The following is a 16,530-nucleotide window of genomic DNA, read 5'->3' as shown; positions in this document are numbered from 1 at the left end:
GGCTATTAAAATGCAAAAAACAGGAAAGAGCACGTACATACGAAACTCTTTCCTGTCTTTTTATTTTGCAGATGTGTCCAGACGTCGGATGGAGTATCCGACAGCGGCACCGCCGATGATATTTCCTATCGTCACGCAGAAAAGCACTTTCAGGATCTGATCCGGGGCGATCGGGAAATTGAAAGTATATACGGACAGATAATACATATCCGCTACAATATGTTCAAATCCGCAGAAGACGAAGGCGGTGATAAAAAGCCACACATAAAAAATCTGGGCAAACGATCCCTGTTTCTGCCGGATTCCTCCGACGAAAACCGCGAACGCTACAAACAGGCCGCAGAAGATACCAAGAAGAATCAGGCTGACCGGGGAATCTCCGATCTTCGGTGTTACGATTTCTTTCACACGCTCAAGAATTCCAGCCTCAAATCTTGTAAAATGAATGAGTACGGCAACAATCAGTGTACCGATCCCGTTTCCGATCCAGGCAATCGCCATATCGCTGAACCGGTAAGAACGATCATAGGCCGCAAGAGGGCAGACCCTTGTAAATAACCGGTTGTGAAGATTCAACACAAGTAAAATACCTGTTGAGAAAAAGAAACTTGCGATGATCTTGTCCGGTATACTTAAATACACCATGGCGCCCATGGCAATGTATGCCCCTGCAATAATACTGCTGATCCACTTTTCTTTCATATTAACTCCTCATCACTTCTTAATCTTGTCGTAAAGATACTATGTACCGGAGAAATTGTACCCATATTTCCGACAAAAAGCAAGCTTTTTATCGAATAAAAAAATAACCAGAACATGCACACGCATATTCTGATTACCATTTGGATTCCCTTTTTGAAAGCCCCGGTATCGAAACCCCGGTCAAACCAAGGGCTCCTGACAGCAGATAACGGGAGTCGAACCCGCCTTTCCAGCTTGGGAAGCTAGCGTTCTACCGATGAACCATATCTGCAGATAAATACAGTATATCACTTCCCGGAGAAAATGCAAGGGAAAGACTTCCGGTTTTCCGGATTCCTTTCCCTCTGCATATTCCGCTATTTTACTGTGTACCGGAATCTATAAATTTTCACTGAAGAATTTCTGAAGTGTTTCAACTGCCTGATCTTCGTCTTCACCTTCAGCTGTCACTTTTACTTCCATGTCTTTCTTAACGCCAAGTCCCATTACACCGAAGATTGTTTTTGCGTTTGCAGCTTTGCCATCCTTTTCAATCTTGATGTCGCTTTTAAATCCTGCTGCAGCTTTTACAAGCAGTCCTGCCGGTCTTGCATGGATTCCTTCTGGATCAGTGATTACATAAGTAAATTCTTTCATTGTCTGTTTCTCCTTTTCTTTATTTACTTCCGTCCAAGTGCTGCCGCATCGTATGCACTGCCCTGGAAGGGTACTTCCGTTCAGTTTTTGTACATACTGTCAGTACCTGTATTTATGCTAACACAAAAGTGTGCTAAAGGCAATAATTCGGGGACAAAAGCACTGCTTTTTTTAGGAAATATGGAAGGAAAAATGAGAAAATTCCATGTTCCGAAATAGAAATTTTCACATAAATTAGAGTGAAGAGGGGAATAGCCTCCCGGAAAAAAAGAAAGGATGGAAAAATATGGAACTGATTACGGAGTATATCAAACCGGAACTGATTGTAGTCGCAGTTGTATTGTATATTGTAGGCATCGGCCTAAAGAAAACGACTGTAGTGAAAGACAAATGGATTCCGGTGATTCTTGGAACCGCCGGTATTTTGCTCTGCGGCATCTGGGTATTTGCAAACGGACCAGTGGGCTCAGGACGGGAAGCGGCACTTGCGATATTCACGGCCATTGTTCAGGGAGTTCTTGCTGCAGGAGCAAGTACTTACGTCAATCAGATTTTGAAACAGTTGCAAAAGGAGGAATAGGCTATGGCATATTATGCAGACATTTCCCGGTACAGGCCGGTTAAAGACTGGAGGCTTGTAAAGAGAAACTGTCCATTCTTGATCTCAAAGGCGACGGAAGGGACGGATTACACAGATCCTACGCTGGATGATTTTATCAGAGGCTGTGAGAACAATGAGATTCCATACTGGCTGTATGCCTATCTCCGGAACGGGAATGAACCGGCTCAGGCAGTCTTTCTGACAGAGGTTTGCAAGGCCAGAGCCGGTAAATATTTTGTCGGATACGCGCTTGATGCGGAAGAGGGAAATGCGGCCACCGACGTAAAGAGAGCAATGGATTATCTTGCCGGAAGCGGAAAGAAGTTCATGCTGTACACCGGTTATGCGGATTACAGCAGATATCAGGAGATTATCCGGTCACGCCCGTCCGGCTGCGCATGGTGGGAATCACGGTATGGCCTGAATAACGGGACTTATAATTCCGGCTATCCCTGCCACAGTGGAGTAGATCTTCATCAGTATACGAGTATCGGGCACTGCCCTGGAATTACCCCGCAATGCGATCTGAACCGGCTGACGGGAAGCAGGACGGAGGCGTGGTTTTGTACAGGAGAGCAGACAGCAGAAGATCCGGATGGAACAGTCTTTGACCATGCGGGCGTTTTTCAGGAGAGGAAGGACCGGAAAGGAGAAGTGTCCTACCAGGGTCATCTTCGTGGTATCGGATGGGCAAACTGGCAGTGTGACGGAGCAATGGCCGGCAGTACCGGACAGAGCAGGAGAGTGGAGGCACTGCGGATTTCTCCAGTGAAGCATATGGATGTGACCGTACATATCCGGGATATCGGCGACAAACTGTACAAAAATATTACAGAATCTACAATTATCGGAACAACCGGGCAGGAAAAACGGCTCGAAGCACTGAAAATTGAATCCGGGGATACAGTATATTTGTACCGTGTGCACCAGAAAAATCTCGGATGGAGCAGGTGGTGTGTCAACGGACAGTGGGCCGGTGAAAAAGGGAAGTCGCTGCAGATCGAGGCAGTGGAAATCCAAGTTGCGGATATTGCCTATCTGGCACATGTGCAGGGAAACGGAGATACCGTCTGGATGGCGGACGGCATGACTGCTGGAACGACCGGATCCGCCCTCCGGCTTGAAGCCCTGCGGATTAAAAGCCAGCACTGCGGCAATATCGAGGCACAGGCCCATATTCAGGACGAAGGATGGATCGACTACGGGACAGTGAATCAGAATATCTTGATCGGAACGGCCGGGGAAAAGAAACGTCTGGAATGTCTGCGGCTGAAAGGAAATTTCGAGTGGAGAGCACATATTCAGGGAACCGGATGGACTCAGTGGACCCGGGCGGATGGCGTGTCCACTCTTGGCACAGTCGGACGGTCTCTCAGAATGGAAGCAGTCGAAATGAGGAAAATATAAAAATCTCCGGAGGACATTCTCCGGAGAAAAATGAGGCGGATGTGACATTCAGGATCCGTTGAAGATATGAATATTATTTTTACCATTTGCCTTTGTGCGATAGAGAGCGCGGTCGGCTTTCAGGAGCAGACTTTCATAATCGTCTCCGGAGCCGCGTGAAGCGATTCCGGCACTGTAGGTGATCCGGATGGTAGTTCCCCCTATGCTGTCCGGAGAAAGCGCGGTATTCAGAACATACCGCGCTTTTTTTATGATATTTTCCAGCGCCTGGTCAACAAACAGAATCAGAAATTCATCTCCGCCAAAGCGGCAGATGTAATCTTCCGATCCAAGCATGGAAGTGAGTTTACGCGCGGTCATACGTATGATTTCATCTCCGGTCCGGTGACCGTAAGTATCATTGATCCCTTTGAATTCGTCGACGTCTATGATCATCAGATGAACAGGAGTATCAGGTCTGGAACCGGTAAAACAGTAAAAATAGTATTCAAACATGGATCTGGTAGGAAAACGTGTCAGTCCGTCGCTTTTCGCCAGCAGATCTTCGCTGACCTGCATATAATTCATGATTTTCCCTTCTGAATTGCGAATCGGGATCAGACGGTTTTTGTCATGACCGATAAATACACCATTTTTCCGGTATCGTGTTTCATATTCCTGCGTTTCTCCGTCAGACGCACGGCACAGGATCTCATCCAGGCTTTTCACAAGAACATGCCCTCTTTCCAGCTGATACAGGGAAGTGGCCTCAGAATTGAAATAACTGCACTGAACTGCCTGTCTGTTTTTATAGATAATGGTAGTATCCAGATTGCAGATGACAATTTTGTTCGGCATGTTATTGAGATAGAATTCCAGCCGCTCTCGTTCATATTTCAGACTTTTCATTTCAGTAATATCCATGATCGTGACATACCAGCTGTCATTTTCCGGATCGTATTTTGCGGTGTCGTGAATCCAGAAGATTTCCCCTTTTTTATTATGCATCCGGTATTCGAAGTCCAGATCTTTCCCAAGAGCGATATGTTCCTTGACCGATATCAGAATCGGGGCCACATCATCCACCACCAGATCGGCAAAACGATTGCTGAATAAAATGGCAAATTCATCCTTCTCATAACCGATCATCTGATAAAAATAATCATTTGCGTACAATATGGTAGAGTACCGGTCGTTTTTACAATACAGTACGCCTGCGTGAATGTGATTCATTATAGTTACAACCCGGCGGTCTAAAGAAGTTTTTGACATAAGTACCTCCCGAAGAATTTCCTTTCTGGTGACAGTATTCCCATCAGTCCGGTTTTTTATAAAAGGGGAAGCAAAGCTGTTGAATCCGGACTGCCCGGATGACAGTTTTTTTAAAGTATGTTATACTGAAAAAAACTGAAAGGAGAAAAAGATGAAACAGTATGTAAAGAAAACAGTTGTTTTTATTCTGACAGCGTCACTTATGTTGCTGACAGGATGCCAGCAGCCGTTTGATGCGACAGGATATACACAGGCCGTTCTGGATATGGTGACAAGGGGAGAAACAAAGGCATACGAGGCAATTTCCGAGTCCAGCGAAGAAGAAGCGAAAAAACAGTACGAGGCAGCGATCGATTCCTACATGCAGGAATTTGATTCCCTTGGATTTTCGGACGAGCTGACGGAAAAGTACCGGAGCTATATTCCAAACCTGATGCAAAAGACAAAATATACCGTGCAGGAAGCAAAAGAGCAGGATGACGGAAGCTTTGAAGTTGGCGTGGAAGTAGAACCGATCATTATGTTCGGCGGTGTAGAAGAGCTGCTCCAGCAGAAACTGCAGGATTATCTGTCCCAGGTGCAGAACAATATTCTGAATAATCAGGCGGCGCCTACCGATGAGGAGATGACGGAGGCAGCGGGAGAGATGCTCTACGAATGTCTCAATACCGCTCTTGAAAATCCGCAGTACGGTGACAAGACAACCATTACCGTCCATGTACAGGAAAGTGAGACGGAAAATGTATGGGAGATCCCTGGGGAAGACGTGGATGCGCTCATGACAGCACTGATCGATACGACAGGTGCGGAAGAAGCATTTACCCTGTCCTGATCAGGTGTTTCAAAGGAAAGCCCTGGAGGAAAGGAGTGGGAGCTGTGATAATCAATACCGGGATGCGGACAGATATTCCTGCCTGTTACAGCGACTGGTTTTTCCGGAGGATCTGGGAGAAATATGTACTTGTGAGAAATCCTTACTATCCGCAGCAGGTCACACGGTACCGTCTGACGCCGGATGTGGTAGACTGTCTTGCATTTTGTACCAAGAATCCGGAACCGATGCTTGGAAGACTCGATGAGATTTCGGTATTTCCGCAGTTCTGGTTTGTGACGATCACACCCTACGGAAAAGAGATCGAACCGCAGGTACCGGACAAGAGAAAGGTACTGGAATCCTTCCGCGTGCTTTCCGAAAAGGTTGGAAAACGGGCTGTCAGCTGGCGTTATGATCCGATTTTTCTGTCGGACCGGTACAGCCTGTCCTTTCATATGGAGGCGTTTGAAACGATGTGTGCATACTTAAGCGGATATACCGATCAGTGTGTGATCAGTTTTATTGATCTGTATGCAAAAACGAAGCGGAATTTTCCGGGAGTCCGGCCGGTTCGCAAAGAGGAACGGCTCTGTATCGGAAAAGAGTTTGCACAGATTGCAGGGAAGTATCAGATCCGGGTACGTTCCTGCTGTGAAGGTACAGAACTTGCACCGTACGGCATCGATATTTCAGGCTGTATGACAAAGGAGATTCTGGAACATGCGGTCGGCATGGAAATGCAGATTCCGGGCGGGAAAAAGACTCCGAGAGAGGGATGCAGCTGTGTTCTTGGAAGTGACATCGGAGAATACAATACATGCGGGAACGGCTGCATTTACTGCTACGCAAATGAGAACAAGGATCTTGTACAAAAGAAGATGAGAGAACACGATCCAACCTCCCCGTTACTGACCGGACATCTCCGGCCGGAGGATGAGGTAAGGATCGCAAAGCAGGAGAAATACTGTACAGGACAGATGACGTTGTTTTAAAAGAAGATGCCCGTCTGCGGAAACTTGCCGCAGGCGGGCATCCCTTTTCAGGATTGATCAGAGTCTTTTTGGGATTTGATTTTTGGAGCAGTATAGGCGTAGACTTCTTCATAAGACTGAAGTTCTGCTTCAGACTGCGGTGCGGATGGAATCAGGCCGGTACAGTCGTTGGCAGAAGCAGAATTGGCCAGATAATCATAAGAATCTGGATTCTTCCGGGCTTTCTTTACAGTTGAATCTTTCTTCATTTGGATCACCTCAATCAAAAGTATGGACGGAAATGAAAGAAGTATGTATCATTGTTCTTAATGGAAAAATATGTTAAACTAAAGCAGTAAAGTAGAAAAGATATAAAGAAAGAAGGGATCTTTTTGAAAATCTTAGTAGATTCACATTCTCATACTGTGGTAAGCGGGCATGCCTACAGTACGAGAATGGAGATGATTCAGGCCGCAAAAAACAGGGGACTGGAGGCGCTTGCCTTGACGGAGCATGCACCGGAGATGCCTGGAGCGTGCCATGAATTTTATTTCCAGAATTATACAGTCGTACCAAGAGAAGTGGACGGGCTTCACATTCTGATGGGTGTGGAACTGAATATCATGGACGAGTACGGTACGGTAGATCTTCCGGCAGGTGTTTTGAAGTCGATGGATCTGGCCATTGCGAGTATCCATGGACCGTGCTATGGAGAAAGCCGTTCCAGGGAGCTGAATACACAGGCCTATCTCAACGTGATGAAAAATCCGTATATTCATATTATCGGTCATCCGGACGACGGCCGGTTTCCGATCGATTACGAAAAACTTGTCAGAGGAGCGAAGGAGACCAATACGCTTCTCGAGATGAATAATTCCTCCCTGCGTCCGGGCGGATTCCGTGTGAATACTAAGGTCAACGCAAAGGAAATTCTGGAACTCTGCAAAAAAGAGGGCGTTTATATCACAACAGGCAGTGACGCACATATCGACGCAGACGCCGGAGAGTTTAGCTGTATCGAAAAAATTCTTCAGGAGACCGATTTCCCGGAAGAACTGATTGCCACAACGTCTTATGAAAAATTTTACAGTCTTATCAAACGGAAATGATAACAACTGCTGGACTTTATGAATTTAGTGTGCTAAAATAGTACTCGGCAGAAACATTGCCCGACGAACAAGATATGGAGGGTAGATATGAGTAGGAAAATTAAGACAGAGGCTGTGGACAATCTGTTTGAAGGGATTCTCAGCCTGAAAAATAAGGAAGAGTGTTATATTTTCTTTGAAGACATCTGTACGATCAATGAGCTCTTGTCTTTATCTCAGAGATTTGAGGTGGCAAAAATGCTGCGTGAGCAGAAGACGTATCTGGAGATTGCAGAGAAGACCGGAGCATCAACCGCGACGATCAGCCGTGTAAACCGTTCTTTGAACTACGGCAATGACGGGTACGATATGGTATTTGACAGAATTGAAAACAAAGAGTAATCATAAAGACGCTGAAAGTCTCACGGCCCTCAGCGTCTTGTTCTTTTTATTTTTTCTCATCGGAGAAAGAATCAATCAGTTTTTCGATAATTGTCTTTTTGATGTAGACATCAAAGCTCAGCGAGCAAATAAATGCAAACAGCTGCAGATATTCCTGATCCTCCTTCGGTGCATCCTGATAAGTCCGGGAAGATTCCTCCCAGAGATTTTTGATATCCTCCTGAACTGAAGTGATCCGGCTCTTTTCCAGCTGGCAGACCTCTTTGTACACCGCAGACAGATCAAAATCTTCTGATGTCTGGAAATACTTCTCGGTCAGAGGCTTCAAAAGCAGCTCAATGTCGTGGATCGAAAGCAGATTTTTAAAATAGTAGATAAAAATCAGAACAAGAAGGTGCTCTTTGGAATATTTCTTCTTTAACGGAGGTGGAAGAAGATGATTCTTGGCATAATTGTTAATCATCGTCTTCGTAAGAATCTTGTCCTGCTCGTAGCGCTTCGTGGAACTTAGCTGTGTCTCCATAAATGTCGTAACCTGATCCATATAAAGATCGATATTGGGAATTTCTTCGGAATGAATATAATCAATCCGGGAAAGACTCTCCAAAATACTGTTCAGTAAATCATTCTTATCAATTGTCATAATGTCAAAACCCCTCGTGTAAAAAAACTTCATATATTCATTATATAGTTTTGAAAACTAGATAGCAAGTTTTTTTGCGAAAAGTGGGATCAGAAGAATCTTCCAATGCCTTGAAATGCCGAACAGATGTATGGTATACTGATAAAACTACGAACAGAGATGGGAGTACATAGAAAATGAGTATTTATGATTCGTTGAATGATATGCAGAAAGAAGCGGTCTATCAGACAGAAGGACCGGTGCTGATTCTGGCGGGAGCCGGATCGGGAAAGACGAGGGTGCTGACGCACCGCATTGCCTATCTGATTGAAGAAAAAGGGGTGAACCCGTGGAATATTCTCGCCATTACATTTACCAATAAAGCAGCGGGCGAAATGCGGGAACGCGTGGATCAGCTGGTCGGATTCGGATCCGAGAGTATCTGGGTCAGCACGTTTCATTCTGCCTGTGTGCGGATTTTGAGACGATTTATTGATCGGCTCGGATATGACACAAACTTTACGATTTACGATACGGACGATCAGAAGTCGCTGATGAAGGAAGTATGCCGTTATCTCCAGATCGATACGAAGATGTACAAAGAACGGGCACTTTTATCAGCGATTTCTTCCGCAAAGAATGAGATGATCAGTCCGGAGGAGTACCGTCTTGATGCGGAGGGCGATTTTTCCAGAAAGAAGATTGCCGAAGTCTATGCGGAATACGAAAAGCAGCTCCGTGCCAACAATGCACTGGACTTTGACGATCTGCTCGTGAAGGCCGTCCAGCTGTTCCAGACACAGCCGGATGTGCTGGAGTATTATCAGGAGCGGTTCCGTTATATTATGGTGGACGAGTATCAGGATACGAACACGGTGCAGTTCCGCCTGATCCAGATTCTGTCATCCAAATACCGGAATCTGTGTGTGGTAGGGGATGACGATCAGTCCATCTACAAGTTCCGGGGAGCCAATATCAAGAACATCCTGAACTTTGAAGAGGAATTTCCGGATGCGGTGGTAATCAAGCTGGAGCAGAATTACCGCTCCACCTCCACCATCCTGAATGCGGCCAATGCCGTGATCCGCAACAATCACGGCCGGAAGGACAAGACACTCTGGACCGAGAATCCGGAAGGGGAGAAGCTGGTCTGCCGTCAGTTTGACAATGCCTACGACGAGGCGGACTATATTGCGGGAGCCATTCAGAAGAAAGTCAAGGAAGAGGGCGCTTCCTATAATGAATGTGCCGTTCTGTACCGAACTAACGCACAGTCTCGTATGTTTGAAGAGCGCTTTGTATCCACCAACATTCCATATAAAGTGATCGGAGGCGTCAACTTCTATGCAAGACGGGAGATCAAGGATCTGCTTGCCTATCTCCGTACCATCGAAAACGGGCGGGACGATCTGGCAGTACGCAGAATTATCAATGTGCCAAAACGGGGAATCGGACTGACTTCCATCAACCGGGTGCAGGAATATGCTATCCAGAAAGAAATCGGATTTTATGAGGCGCTTCGGGCAGCGGACCTGATTCCGAATATCGGACGCGCCGTTTCCCGTCTGGAATCTTTTACCGCCTTGATCGAGCATTTCAAAGAGGAATCAGGCCGGATGACACCGCTTGCCCTGTTAAATGATATTATCGAGACGCTGGATTATGAAAGCTATCTCGAAGAGATCGATATGGAAGACGCCGAAAGCCGGATCGAAAACGTGGAAGAATTAAAAAGCAAGGTGGCTTCCTACGAGGAAAGCTGTGAGCAGACCGGAGAACAGCCGACGCTGTCCGGATTCCTGGAGGAAGTAGCGCTGGTGGCCGATATTGACAATCTGGACGAGGAGAGCGATTATGTCGTTTTGATGACTTTACACAGCGCGAAAGGACTGGAATTCCCGTATGTCTTTCTGGCGGGAATGGAGGACGGGCTCTTCCCAAGTTATATGACCATCACAGCAGATGATCCGATGGAACTGGAAGAGGAGAGACGCCTTTGCTACGTCGGTATTACAAGAGCCATGAAAGAGCTGACGCTGACCTGTGCAAGGAGAAGGATGGTACGGGGCGAGACCCAGTACAACAAATCTTCCCGGTTTTTACGGGAGATTCCGGAAGAACTTCTGGGCGGCCACAAAGAGCTGCATAAAGAAAAGCCGCAGATGGAGATTGCAAGAAACCAGGCCTACGCCAAGGCAAAAGCAGCTTTTCATTCTCAGGCATTCGGTATCAAAAAGCCGGTGCAACAGTTTAAGGTGGCTTCCGGAGAAGGACCGGGTTATGACGTGGGAGACCGTGTCCGTCATATGAAGTTCGGTGAAGGACTGGTGACAGCGATCACAGAAGGCGGCCGGGACTACGAAGTAACGGTCGAGTTCGATACGGTCGGAGTGAAAAAAATGTTTGCGGCATTTGCGAGACTCAAGAAGGTTGAGTAGGCGCAGATCAGACAGACGGACAAAAGAGCATGGGGAATTGTAATTTTAAAAGTACGGTTCACCCCAAACCGCCGTCCGCATGCGCACTCGTCGTGCTTCTGAGTATGGTGTGAACAGCACCCTTTAAAATGACAAAATCAGGAAAAGTTCACATAAAAGGATGGCATTCTGTCTATGATAGTGGTATAATTACCAAAAAGAATAAGCGTTGAGATGGCAACATCGGAAAGGAGAGGGAGCATGAGCGGAAAGTTTGAAGAGATTATGGCAGCTTCCAAATTAAGCGAATTATTACAGAAAAAAGATGAAGATAATACGAAAAAGGTGATTGTTTGGGTACTGGCAATTATTGGAGCCGTAGCAGCGGTAGCAGCGATTGCTTACGCAGTATACTCATTCTTTACACCAGATTATCTGGAAGATTTTGAAGAAGATTTCGATGACGATTTTGACGACGACTTCTTCGATGACGAAGATGAAGTAGAGTAAAACTTGGAAAAGCAAGAGAAGATAGGGTAGGAAATCAACTTCCTGCCTTATTTTTTTGAGAATCAATACAGGAGAGAGAAGAACCATGAAAAAAGGAACCATATATGAAGGAACTGTCTGCTGCGTCAAATTTCCAAATAAAGGAATTGTGAAAGTGGAAGGCGAAGAGCAGGATATCATCGTGAAGCATGTGATTCCGGGACAGAAAGTAAAAGTGGCAGTCAATAAAGTGAGAAAAGGGAAAGCCGAAGGACGGCTTCTGGAAGTCCTTGAGACATCGAAAGACGAGATCCCGTCGCCGTGCCCACATTTCGGACAGTGCGGAGGATGCTCCTACCAGAGCCTTCCGTACGAAAAGCAGCTGGAACTCAAAGAATCCCAGGTACGGGAACTTTTGAAAGACCGGATTCCGGAAGGAGTATTTGAAGGAATCAAGGAAAGCCCGGTGCGGGAAGCGTACCGGAATAAGATGGAATTTACATTCGGCGATGAATATAAGGACGGCCCGCTGTCACTTGGCATGCATAAGCGGGGAAGCTTTCACGATATTGTGACCGTTTCCGGGTGCCGGATCGTGGATGAGGATTTCCGGATGATTCTGGAATGTACCAGAGAGTATTTTGAACAGCAGAAGGTGCCGTTCTATCACCGGATGCGCCATGACGGATATCTCCGCCACCTGCTTGTAAGAAAGGCGGTAAAAACAGGAGAAATTCTGGCGGACCTGATTACAACATCCGCTTATACAGGGGAAGAAGCTCTGCTGAGAGGGTGGAAAGAAGCACTGCTGGCATTACCGCTGAAAGGAACTTTTGCGGGAATTCTGCATACGAGAAACGACAGCCTGGCTGATGCGGTAAAAGATGAAGGAACAGAAATTCTGTATGGACAGAACTATTTTTATGAGGAACTTCTGGGACTGAAATTCAAGATTACACCATTCTCCTTCTTCCAGACCAATTCTCTGGGGGCCGAGGTACTGTACGAGACAGCACGGGAATATATCGGAGATACGAAGGATAAAGTTGTCTTTGACCTGTACAGCGGAACAGGCACCATCGCCCAGATCGCGGCACCGGTAGCAAAAAAAGTGGTCGGCGTCGAGATCATCGAGGAAGCGGTTGAGGCAGCGAGAGAAAATGCGGCATTGAATGAACTGGATAACTGCAGCTTCTGGGCCGGTGATGTGCTGAAAGTAGTTGATGAGCTGCAGGAAGTGCCGGATCTGATTATCCTTGATCCTCCACGTGACGGAGTACATCCGAAAGCACTGGAAAAGATCATTGGATTTGGGGCAGAGAGGATCGTTTATATCTCCTGCAAACCGACCAGTCTGGCGAGAGATCTGGAACTGCTGACAGGAAAAGGATATGTGCCGGAACGGGTAAGCTGCGTGGATTTATTCCCGGGCACGGTGCATGTGGAGACTGTCTGTTGTCTACATCGGGTGAATTCGTAGAAATGCTGAATTTTCAGCACTTTGCGAGGTATATTAGCTTTTCACCAACGGGAAAACAGGGCAAGAAAAAGCAGATTATGAGTGGGATTGAAGTGACTGTAGTTCTGCACCTCGTGTAAGTGAACACATTTGAAATCCGTTCATAACTTCTAAATTAAATACTTGAAAAAGCCGAAAGGACGCTTGTTTTCAGAGATTCTGAGATGAGTGTCCTCTTTCTTATGCCGGAAAAGAACAAGGAGGAATGGGAAATGCCAAAGAGAAAAGAAATGTGTTCATCAGTAAGTATTGAGCCGGATAAGGGCATTGTAATGATGAGTATTTCAGAATTACATGATTTTAAGGGGCATCCTTTTAAGGTGGAAAGGAACCCGGAATTATTTGAACTTCGACAAAGTATTGAAAAAGAGGGGATACTGATTCCGCTGCTGATAAGGAAAAATCCCAATGGTGACGGTTATGAGATTATTGCCGGACATCGGAGAAAGGAAGCTGCGATTTGGGCAGGAATCACAGAACTTCCGGTGATTATCCGGGAACTGGATGATGATCAAGCCACTATTGCTATGGTGGACAGCAACCTGCAAAGAGAGAAAATTCTTCCAAGTGAAAAAGCATTTGCCTATAAGATGAAACTGGAGGCCATGAAACAACAGGGCAGGAGAAATGATTTAACTTCGGGTCAAGTTGAACCGAAGTTGGAAAATGAAACATTAGAAATCTATCCGCTGGAAAGCGAAATAGACGAAAACGGAAGAGTGATCATTAAACAAAAATCTGGTAAAAAAGGAATTCGAAGTAATGAACTGCTTGCCAGACAGGTGGGGGAGAGTGTCAATCAGATCAAGCGGTATATCAGGTTGACACATTTAATCCCAAAGATTTTGGATATGGTGGATCAAGAAAAGCTGGCACTGACTTCCGCAGTGGAGATTTCTTTTCTGACGGAAGAGGAACAGTACGAATTACATGCAGTCATGGAAATAGAACAGAGTATTCCAAATCTGTCTCAGGCAAATCGGCTGAAACGTATGAGCCAGCAGAATCGTCTGGATATGGACAGTATTTATGAAATTATGGAGGAGGTGAAACCGAATCAAAGGGAACAGGTAAAGATTCCATTGGAAAGGGTGGGGAAATATTTTCCGGCAGATTACACACCTTTACAGCAAATCGAGTTGATTGAAAAACTGTTAAGGGAATGGGCGAAACAGAATAAAAATATCAGCAGATAAAAATGGAGGGAAGATCGATATGAACAGAGAGAACAGTATATTTGAACAAATGGGTGGAACTTATGTGCAGCTTGGAGGTTACCTGCTTCCAAGTTTAGGGATTGCTCCGATAGAGGAATCAAGATCCATTGGAAAGTATGGTTTGCTTCGCAAAAGTTATCTGATAGACCATAAGACGGGCTGGTATCAGTCTATGCTGCTAACTGGAAAGCTGGATAAACATTTGGTGGATATAGACGAACAGGCAAGGGAACGGTTTGAACGGATCATTGAGCAGATGAAGCGAGTGTAACAGGTCACCGAAGAATTAAAGGCAAAGGATCCGCTTGCATGGGTACAGGCAATGAACAGCATTTGTAACCGGGCGGATGAAATCGTCCGGCAGGAACTGATTTATAATTAGACAGGGAACATGGAAAGGGAGGTAATTCATACCTCTCTTTTCTTATGGAAAAAAGGAGGCGATTCTGATGAAGAAAGAACGAAAGATTATCAATACCAACATCCGACTGAATCTGATGAATGAGCAGGACAGACAAGCCTGGAACTATCTGCGGGGTATGGACAGGAAGAAATATAAATCTTACACAAAGGCAGTTGTCCTTGCGTTGAATGATTATTTCTCCAGACAGGAACAGATTGAGGCTGATCCCTATTTGGAAACCCGGAAAAAGGAAGATGAGTTTTTAAACCGTGTGGAAGAAGCTGTGGAGCGGGGGGCAAGGCAGTCCATGCCCCTTGTACTGGCGGGAAATCTTCTGGAGTTATTGAAACCCGCTATGGAGCAGATAAAGGAAAACAGACATGAAGAAAAGGAGGAAACAAAGTATGAGTAGATCAAAGAGAACCGTGGAAGAACGGATTGCCGAGCTGAATAAAAGAGAACAGAATATGCTGGAAAAGGCAAGTCGGCTTAAGGCACAGAAGAAAGAATTGGAAAAACGTTATAAAGAAGAACAGAAAAAAGCCAGAACTCACAGACTCTGCCAGATTGGCGGAGCTGTGGAATCCGTGCTGGGTGGCCCCATTGAAGAAGCGGATATTCCAAAGCTGATCGGCTTTTTGAAACGGCAGGAAGAAAATGGGTGCTATTTTTCCAGAGCAATGGGCAGGGAGCCCAAAGAGAAGAAATATACAGAAGCAACCAGGCGGGAGGACTTTTAAAATCCGATGTATTGTTTCCGGCAGGAAATATACAACGGCGCACTTATAGACAACCAGAGGTCGTCTTTTTATAAGTGCGGCATTTCATGCAGACCAATTTCCCATTGGAAGGGCTCTCCGAGGGGCATTTCATGCAGACCACCCTATGCGGTTGGATGGCACCAGTTTTGCACTGGACGCACCCTCCGGGGGCGATTTCATCGAGACCAATGTTGCATTGGAGGCAGTCTTGCAGACGGCTTGAGAAATACATTTGCCGAAAGAAGGAGGTGGAAGCCGTGGCAATTTTTCATTTCACAGTAAAGATTGTGGGGCGAAGCAAGGGTAAATCGGTCATTTCTGCATCTGCCTATCTAAACGGCGATGTGATGAAAAATGATGAGACCGGGAAGTTCAGCTACTATACCGGGAAGAAAGAAGTAGTCTACCGCCAGTTATCCTTGTGTGAGAATGCCCCGCCCCAGTGGGCAGAAGTACCAGCGGAAAATATCGAACGCTTCCAGAAATCCGTTCGTTATAAAAGGGCAAAAGACAAAGAAGAGGCGGTGGAACAATTTAAGCTTATTTGGCGAAAACAAAAGTTATGGAATGAGGTTTTAAAGGTGGAGAAAAATTCCAATGCCCAGTTGGGACGTTCTATGGAGATATCCTTGCCTCGGGAGTGGGGCCGGGAGGAACAGATCCTCTACACAGATGAATATATCCAAAGGAACTTTGTGGACAAGGGAATGTGTGCAGACTGGGCAATCCACGATAAGGGGGATGGTAATCCACACGTCCATCTTCTGCTTACCCTGAGACCTTTTGAGGAAGACCACAACTGGGGAAATAAAGAAACAAAGGACTGGGATTTTGTACGGGATGAATCAGGAAAGATTGTGAATGACCCTGCTCATCCAGACTGGTGGCAGGATAAAAAGAATCCGGAGCACTGCGGTATACGGATTCCGGTTATGGATGAGGAAGGAAAGCAGAAAGTGGATTCCCGGAATCGGAAACAGTGGAAACGGGTGCTTGTGGATACAACCGGGTGGAACAATCCAACGAACTGTGAACTGTGGCGGAGTGCATGGGCGAAAACCTGTAACCAGCATCTTCCGCCGGAGAAACAGGTTGACCACCGTTCCTATGCCCGGCAGACGCCGGGGATCAGGCCATGGCAGGGGGATTCCTGTGGGACTGGAGGAAGGAATAAGCGGTTTTATCCGCAAAACCGCCGGAGAAAAGGGAATACTCCGGCAGCCGGGCAAT

Annotated in this window: 18 protein-coding genes, 1 tRNA gene and 1 pseudogene; 14 read left to right on the top strand and 6 right to left on the bottom strand. The window is 46.1% G+C overall.

Annotated elements, in window-relative coordinates:
* Nucleotides 1-60: 60 nt before the first annotated feature.
* The 3 genes from H6A32_RS03825 to H6A32_RS03815 form a co-directional block, all read right to left on the bottom strand.
* Nucleotides 61-702, bottom strand: a complete 642-nt coding sequence (locus H6A32_RS03825) for a formate/nitrite transporter family protein (RefSeq protein ID WP_204863806.1) — start codon at nt 700-702, stop codon at nt 61-63.
* 200 nt (nt 703-902) lie between these two features.
* A tRNA-Gly gene (locus tag H6A32_RS03820) sits at nt 903-973 on the bottom strand.
* A gap of 107 nt (nt 974-1,080) precedes the next feature.
* Nucleotides 1,081-1,338, bottom strand: a complete 258-nt coding sequence (locus tag H6A32_RS03815; RefSeq protein ID WP_087168447.1) for an HPr family phosphocarrier protein — start codon at nt 1,336-1,338, stop codon at nt 1,081-1,083.
* A gap of 286 nt (nt 1,339-1,624) precedes the next feature.
* Here H6A32_RS03815 and H6A32_RS03810 point away from each other — a divergent pair, with 286 nt between their 5' ends.
* Nucleotides 1,625-1,918, top strand: a complete 294-nt coding sequence (locus tag H6A32_RS03810; protein ID WP_087252587.1) for a phage holin family protein — start codon at nt 1,625-1,627, stop codon at nt 1,916-1,918.
* A 3-nt stretch (nt 1,919-1,921) separates the two neighbouring features.
* Nucleotides 1,922-3,346, top strand: coding sequence for a GH25 family lysozyme (locus H6A32_RS03805; RefSeq protein WP_204863805.1), 1,425 nt, complete (start codon nt 1,922-1,924; stop codon nt 3,344-3,346).
* A 48-nt stretch (nt 3,347-3,394) separates the two neighbouring features.
* Here H6A32_RS03805 and H6A32_RS03800 read toward each other — a convergent pair whose 3' ends face one another.
* A complete protein-coding gene (locus tag H6A32_RS03800; protein WP_204863804.1) occupies nt 3,395-4,597 on the bottom strand; it encodes a GGDEF domain-containing protein in 1,203 nt (400 codons plus the stop codon).
* 151 nt (nt 4,598-4,748) lie between these two features.
* On the opposite strand from H6A32_RS03800, the gene H6A32_RS03795 reads away from it, so the two are divergent.
* Together H6A32_RS03795 and H6A32_RS03790 are read left to right on the top strand one after the other, a co-directional pair.
* Nucleotides 4,749-5,429: a hypothetical protein gene (locus tag H6A32_RS03795; protein ID WP_204863803.1), complete on the top strand. Its 681-nt coding sequence runs from the start codon at nt 4,749-4,751 to the stop codon at nt 5,427-5,429.
* Nucleotides 5,430-5,473: 44 nt separating this feature from the next.
* Complete coding sequence (locus H6A32_RS03790) at nt 5,474-6,403, top strand: DUF1848 family protein (protein WP_204863802.1); 930 nt, start codon at nt 5,474-5,476, stop codon at nt 6,401-6,403.
* Nucleotides 6,404-6,450: 47 nt separating this feature from the next.
* Here H6A32_RS03790 and H6A32_RS03785 read toward each other — a convergent pair whose 3' ends face one another.
* Complete coding sequence (locus H6A32_RS03785) at nt 6,451-6,651, bottom strand: hypothetical protein (protein ID WP_204863801.1); 201 nt, start codon at nt 6,649-6,651, stop codon at nt 6,451-6,453.
* A gap of 123 nt (nt 6,652-6,774) precedes the next feature.
* Here H6A32_RS03785 and H6A32_RS03780 point away from each other — a divergent pair, with 123 nt between their 5' ends.
* Together H6A32_RS03780 and H6A32_RS03775 are read left to right on the top strand one after the other, a co-directional pair.
* On the top strand, nt 6,775-7,491 hold the full coding sequence (locus H6A32_RS03780; RefSeq protein ID WP_191434045.1) for a phosphatase: 717 nt from the start codon (nt 6,775-6,777) through the stop codon (nt 7,489-7,491).
* Nucleotides 7,492-7,578: 87 nt separating this feature from the next.
* Nucleotides 7,579-7,872, top strand: coding sequence for a YerC/YecD family TrpR-related protein (locus H6A32_RS03775; protein ID WP_087168440.1), 294 nt, complete (start codon nt 7,579-7,581; stop codon nt 7,870-7,872).
* A gap of 46 nt (nt 7,873-7,918) precedes the next feature.
* Here the strand turns inward: H6A32_RS03775 and H6A32_RS03770 are convergent, their stop codons facing one another.
* Nucleotides 7,919-8,515, bottom strand: a complete 597-nt coding sequence (locus H6A32_RS03770; RefSeq protein WP_204863800.1) for a DUF1836 domain-containing protein — start codon at nt 8,513-8,515, stop codon at nt 7,919-7,921.
* Nucleotides 8,516-8,691: 176 nt separating this feature from the next.
* Between H6A32_RS03770 and pcrA the strand changes: the two genes are divergently transcribed.
* The 8 genes and pseudogenes from pcrA to H6A32_RS03730 all read left to right on the top strand — a co-directional run.
* Nucleotides 8,692-10,932: a DNA helicase PcrA gene (gene pcrA, locus H6A32_RS03765; protein WP_204863799.1), complete on the top strand. Its 2,241-nt coding sequence runs from the start codon at nt 8,692-8,694 to the stop codon at nt 10,930-10,932.
* A 240-nt stretch (nt 10,933-11,172) separates the two neighbouring features.
* Nucleotides 11,173-11,421, top strand: a complete 249-nt coding sequence (locus H6A32_RS03760) for a DUF4366 domain-containing protein (RefSeq protein ID WP_087168437.1) — start codon at nt 11,173-11,175, stop codon at nt 11,419-11,421.
* Between the two features lie 55 nt (nt 11,422-11,476).
* Complete coding sequence (rlmD, locus tag H6A32_RS03755) at nt 11,477-12,880, top strand: 23S rRNA (uracil(1939)-C(5))-methyltransferase RlmD (protein ID WP_346342238.1); 1,404 nt, start codon at nt 11,477-11,479, stop codon at nt 12,878-12,880.
* 251 nt (nt 12,881-13,131) lie between these two features.
* Nucleotides 13,132-14,115, top strand: a complete 984-nt coding sequence (locus H6A32_RS03750; RefSeq protein ID WP_204863798.1) for a ParB/RepB/Spo0J family partition protein — start codon at nt 13,132-13,134, stop codon at nt 14,113-14,115.
* A 19-nt stretch (nt 14,116-14,134) separates the two neighbouring features.
* Nucleotides 14,135-14,518: pseudogene (locus tag H6A32_RS03745) on the top strand (TnpV protein).
* A gap of 67 nt (nt 14,519-14,585) precedes the next feature.
* On the top strand, nt 14,586-14,951 hold the full coding sequence (locus H6A32_RS03740; RefSeq protein WP_243424850.1) for a hypothetical protein: 366 nt from the start codon (nt 14,586-14,588) through the stop codon (nt 14,949-14,951).
* Nucleotides 14,944-15,279: a relaxasome subunit MobC gene (locus H6A32_RS03735; protein WP_204863797.1), complete on the top strand. Its 336-nt coding sequence runs from the start codon at nt 14,944-14,946 to the stop codon at nt 15,277-15,279. Before H6A32_RS03740 ends, H6A32_RS03735 begins: the two co-directional genes overlap by 8 nt.
* A 278-nt stretch (nt 15,280-15,557) precedes the next feature.
* The coding region (locus H6A32_RS03730) for a MobA/MobL family protein (protein WP_346342237.1) at nt 15,558-16,530 on the top strand (973 nt) is incomplete at its 3' end.

Source organism: Drancourtella massiliensis (assembly GCF_016900655.1).
GTDB classification, from domain to species: domain Bacteria; phylum Bacillota; class Clostridia; order Lachnospirales; family Lachnospiraceae; genus Sellimonas; species Sellimonas catena.
Note: the sequence above shows the minus strand (reverse complement) of the source record. Positions and strands in the feature narration are given on the sequence as shown.

Excerpts from the sequence above, each read along its gene's own strand:
- H6A32_RS03825 (WP_204863806.1), bottom strand. The coding sequence starts at position 702 with ATGAAAGAAAAGTGGATCAGCAGTATTATTGCAGGGGCATACATTGCC.
- H6A32_RS03815 (WP_087168447.1), bottom strand. The coding sequence starts at position 1,338 with ATGAAAGAATTTACTTATGTAATCACTGATCCAGAAGGAATCCATGCA.
- H6A32_RS03810 (WP_087252587.1), top strand. The coding sequence starts at position 1,625 with ATGGAACTGATTACGGAGTATATCAAACCGGAACTGATTGTAGTCGCA.
- H6A32_RS03805 (WP_204863805.1), top strand. The coding sequence starts at position 1,922 with ATGGCATATTATGCAGACATTTCCCGGTACAGGCCGGTTAAAGACTGG.
- H6A32_RS03800 (WP_204863804.1), bottom strand. The coding sequence starts at position 4,597 with ATGTCAAAAACTTCTTTAGACCGCCGGGTTGTAACTATAATGAATCAC.
- H6A32_RS03795 (WP_204863803.1), top strand. The coding sequence starts at position 4,749 with ATGAAACAGTATGTAAAGAAAACAGTTGTTTTTATTCTGACAGCGTCA.
- H6A32_RS03785 (WP_204863801.1), bottom strand. The coding sequence starts at position 6,651 with ATGAAGAAAGATTCAACTGTAAAGAAAGCCCGGAAGAATCCAGATTCT.
- H6A32_RS03775 (WP_087168440.1), top strand. The coding sequence starts at position 7,579 with ATGAGTAGGAAAATTAAGACAGAGGCTGTGGACAATCTGTTTGAAGGG.
- H6A32_RS03770 (WP_204863800.1), bottom strand. The coding sequence starts at position 8,515 with ATGACAATTGATAAGAATGATTTACTGAACAGTATTTTGGAGAGTCTT.
- pcrA (WP_204863799.1), top strand. The coding sequence starts at position 8,692 with ATGAGTATTTATGATTCGTTGAATGATATGCAGAAAGAAGCGGTCTAT.
- H6A32_RS03760 (WP_087168437.1), top strand. The coding sequence starts at position 11,173 with ATGAGCGGAAAGTTTGAAGAGATTATGGCAGCTTCCAAATTAAGCGAA.
- H6A32_RS03750 (WP_204863798.1), top strand. The coding sequence starts at position 13,132 with ATGCCAAAGAGAAAAGAAATGTGTTCATCAGTAAGTATTGAGCCGGAT.
- H6A32_RS03740 (WP_243424850.1), top strand. The coding sequence starts at position 14,586 with ATGAAGAAAGAACGAAAGATTATCAATACCAACATCCGACTGAATCTG.
- H6A32_RS03735 (WP_204863797.1), top strand. The coding sequence starts at position 14,944 with ATGAGTAGATCAAAGAGAACCGTGGAAGAACGGATTGCCGAGCTGAAT.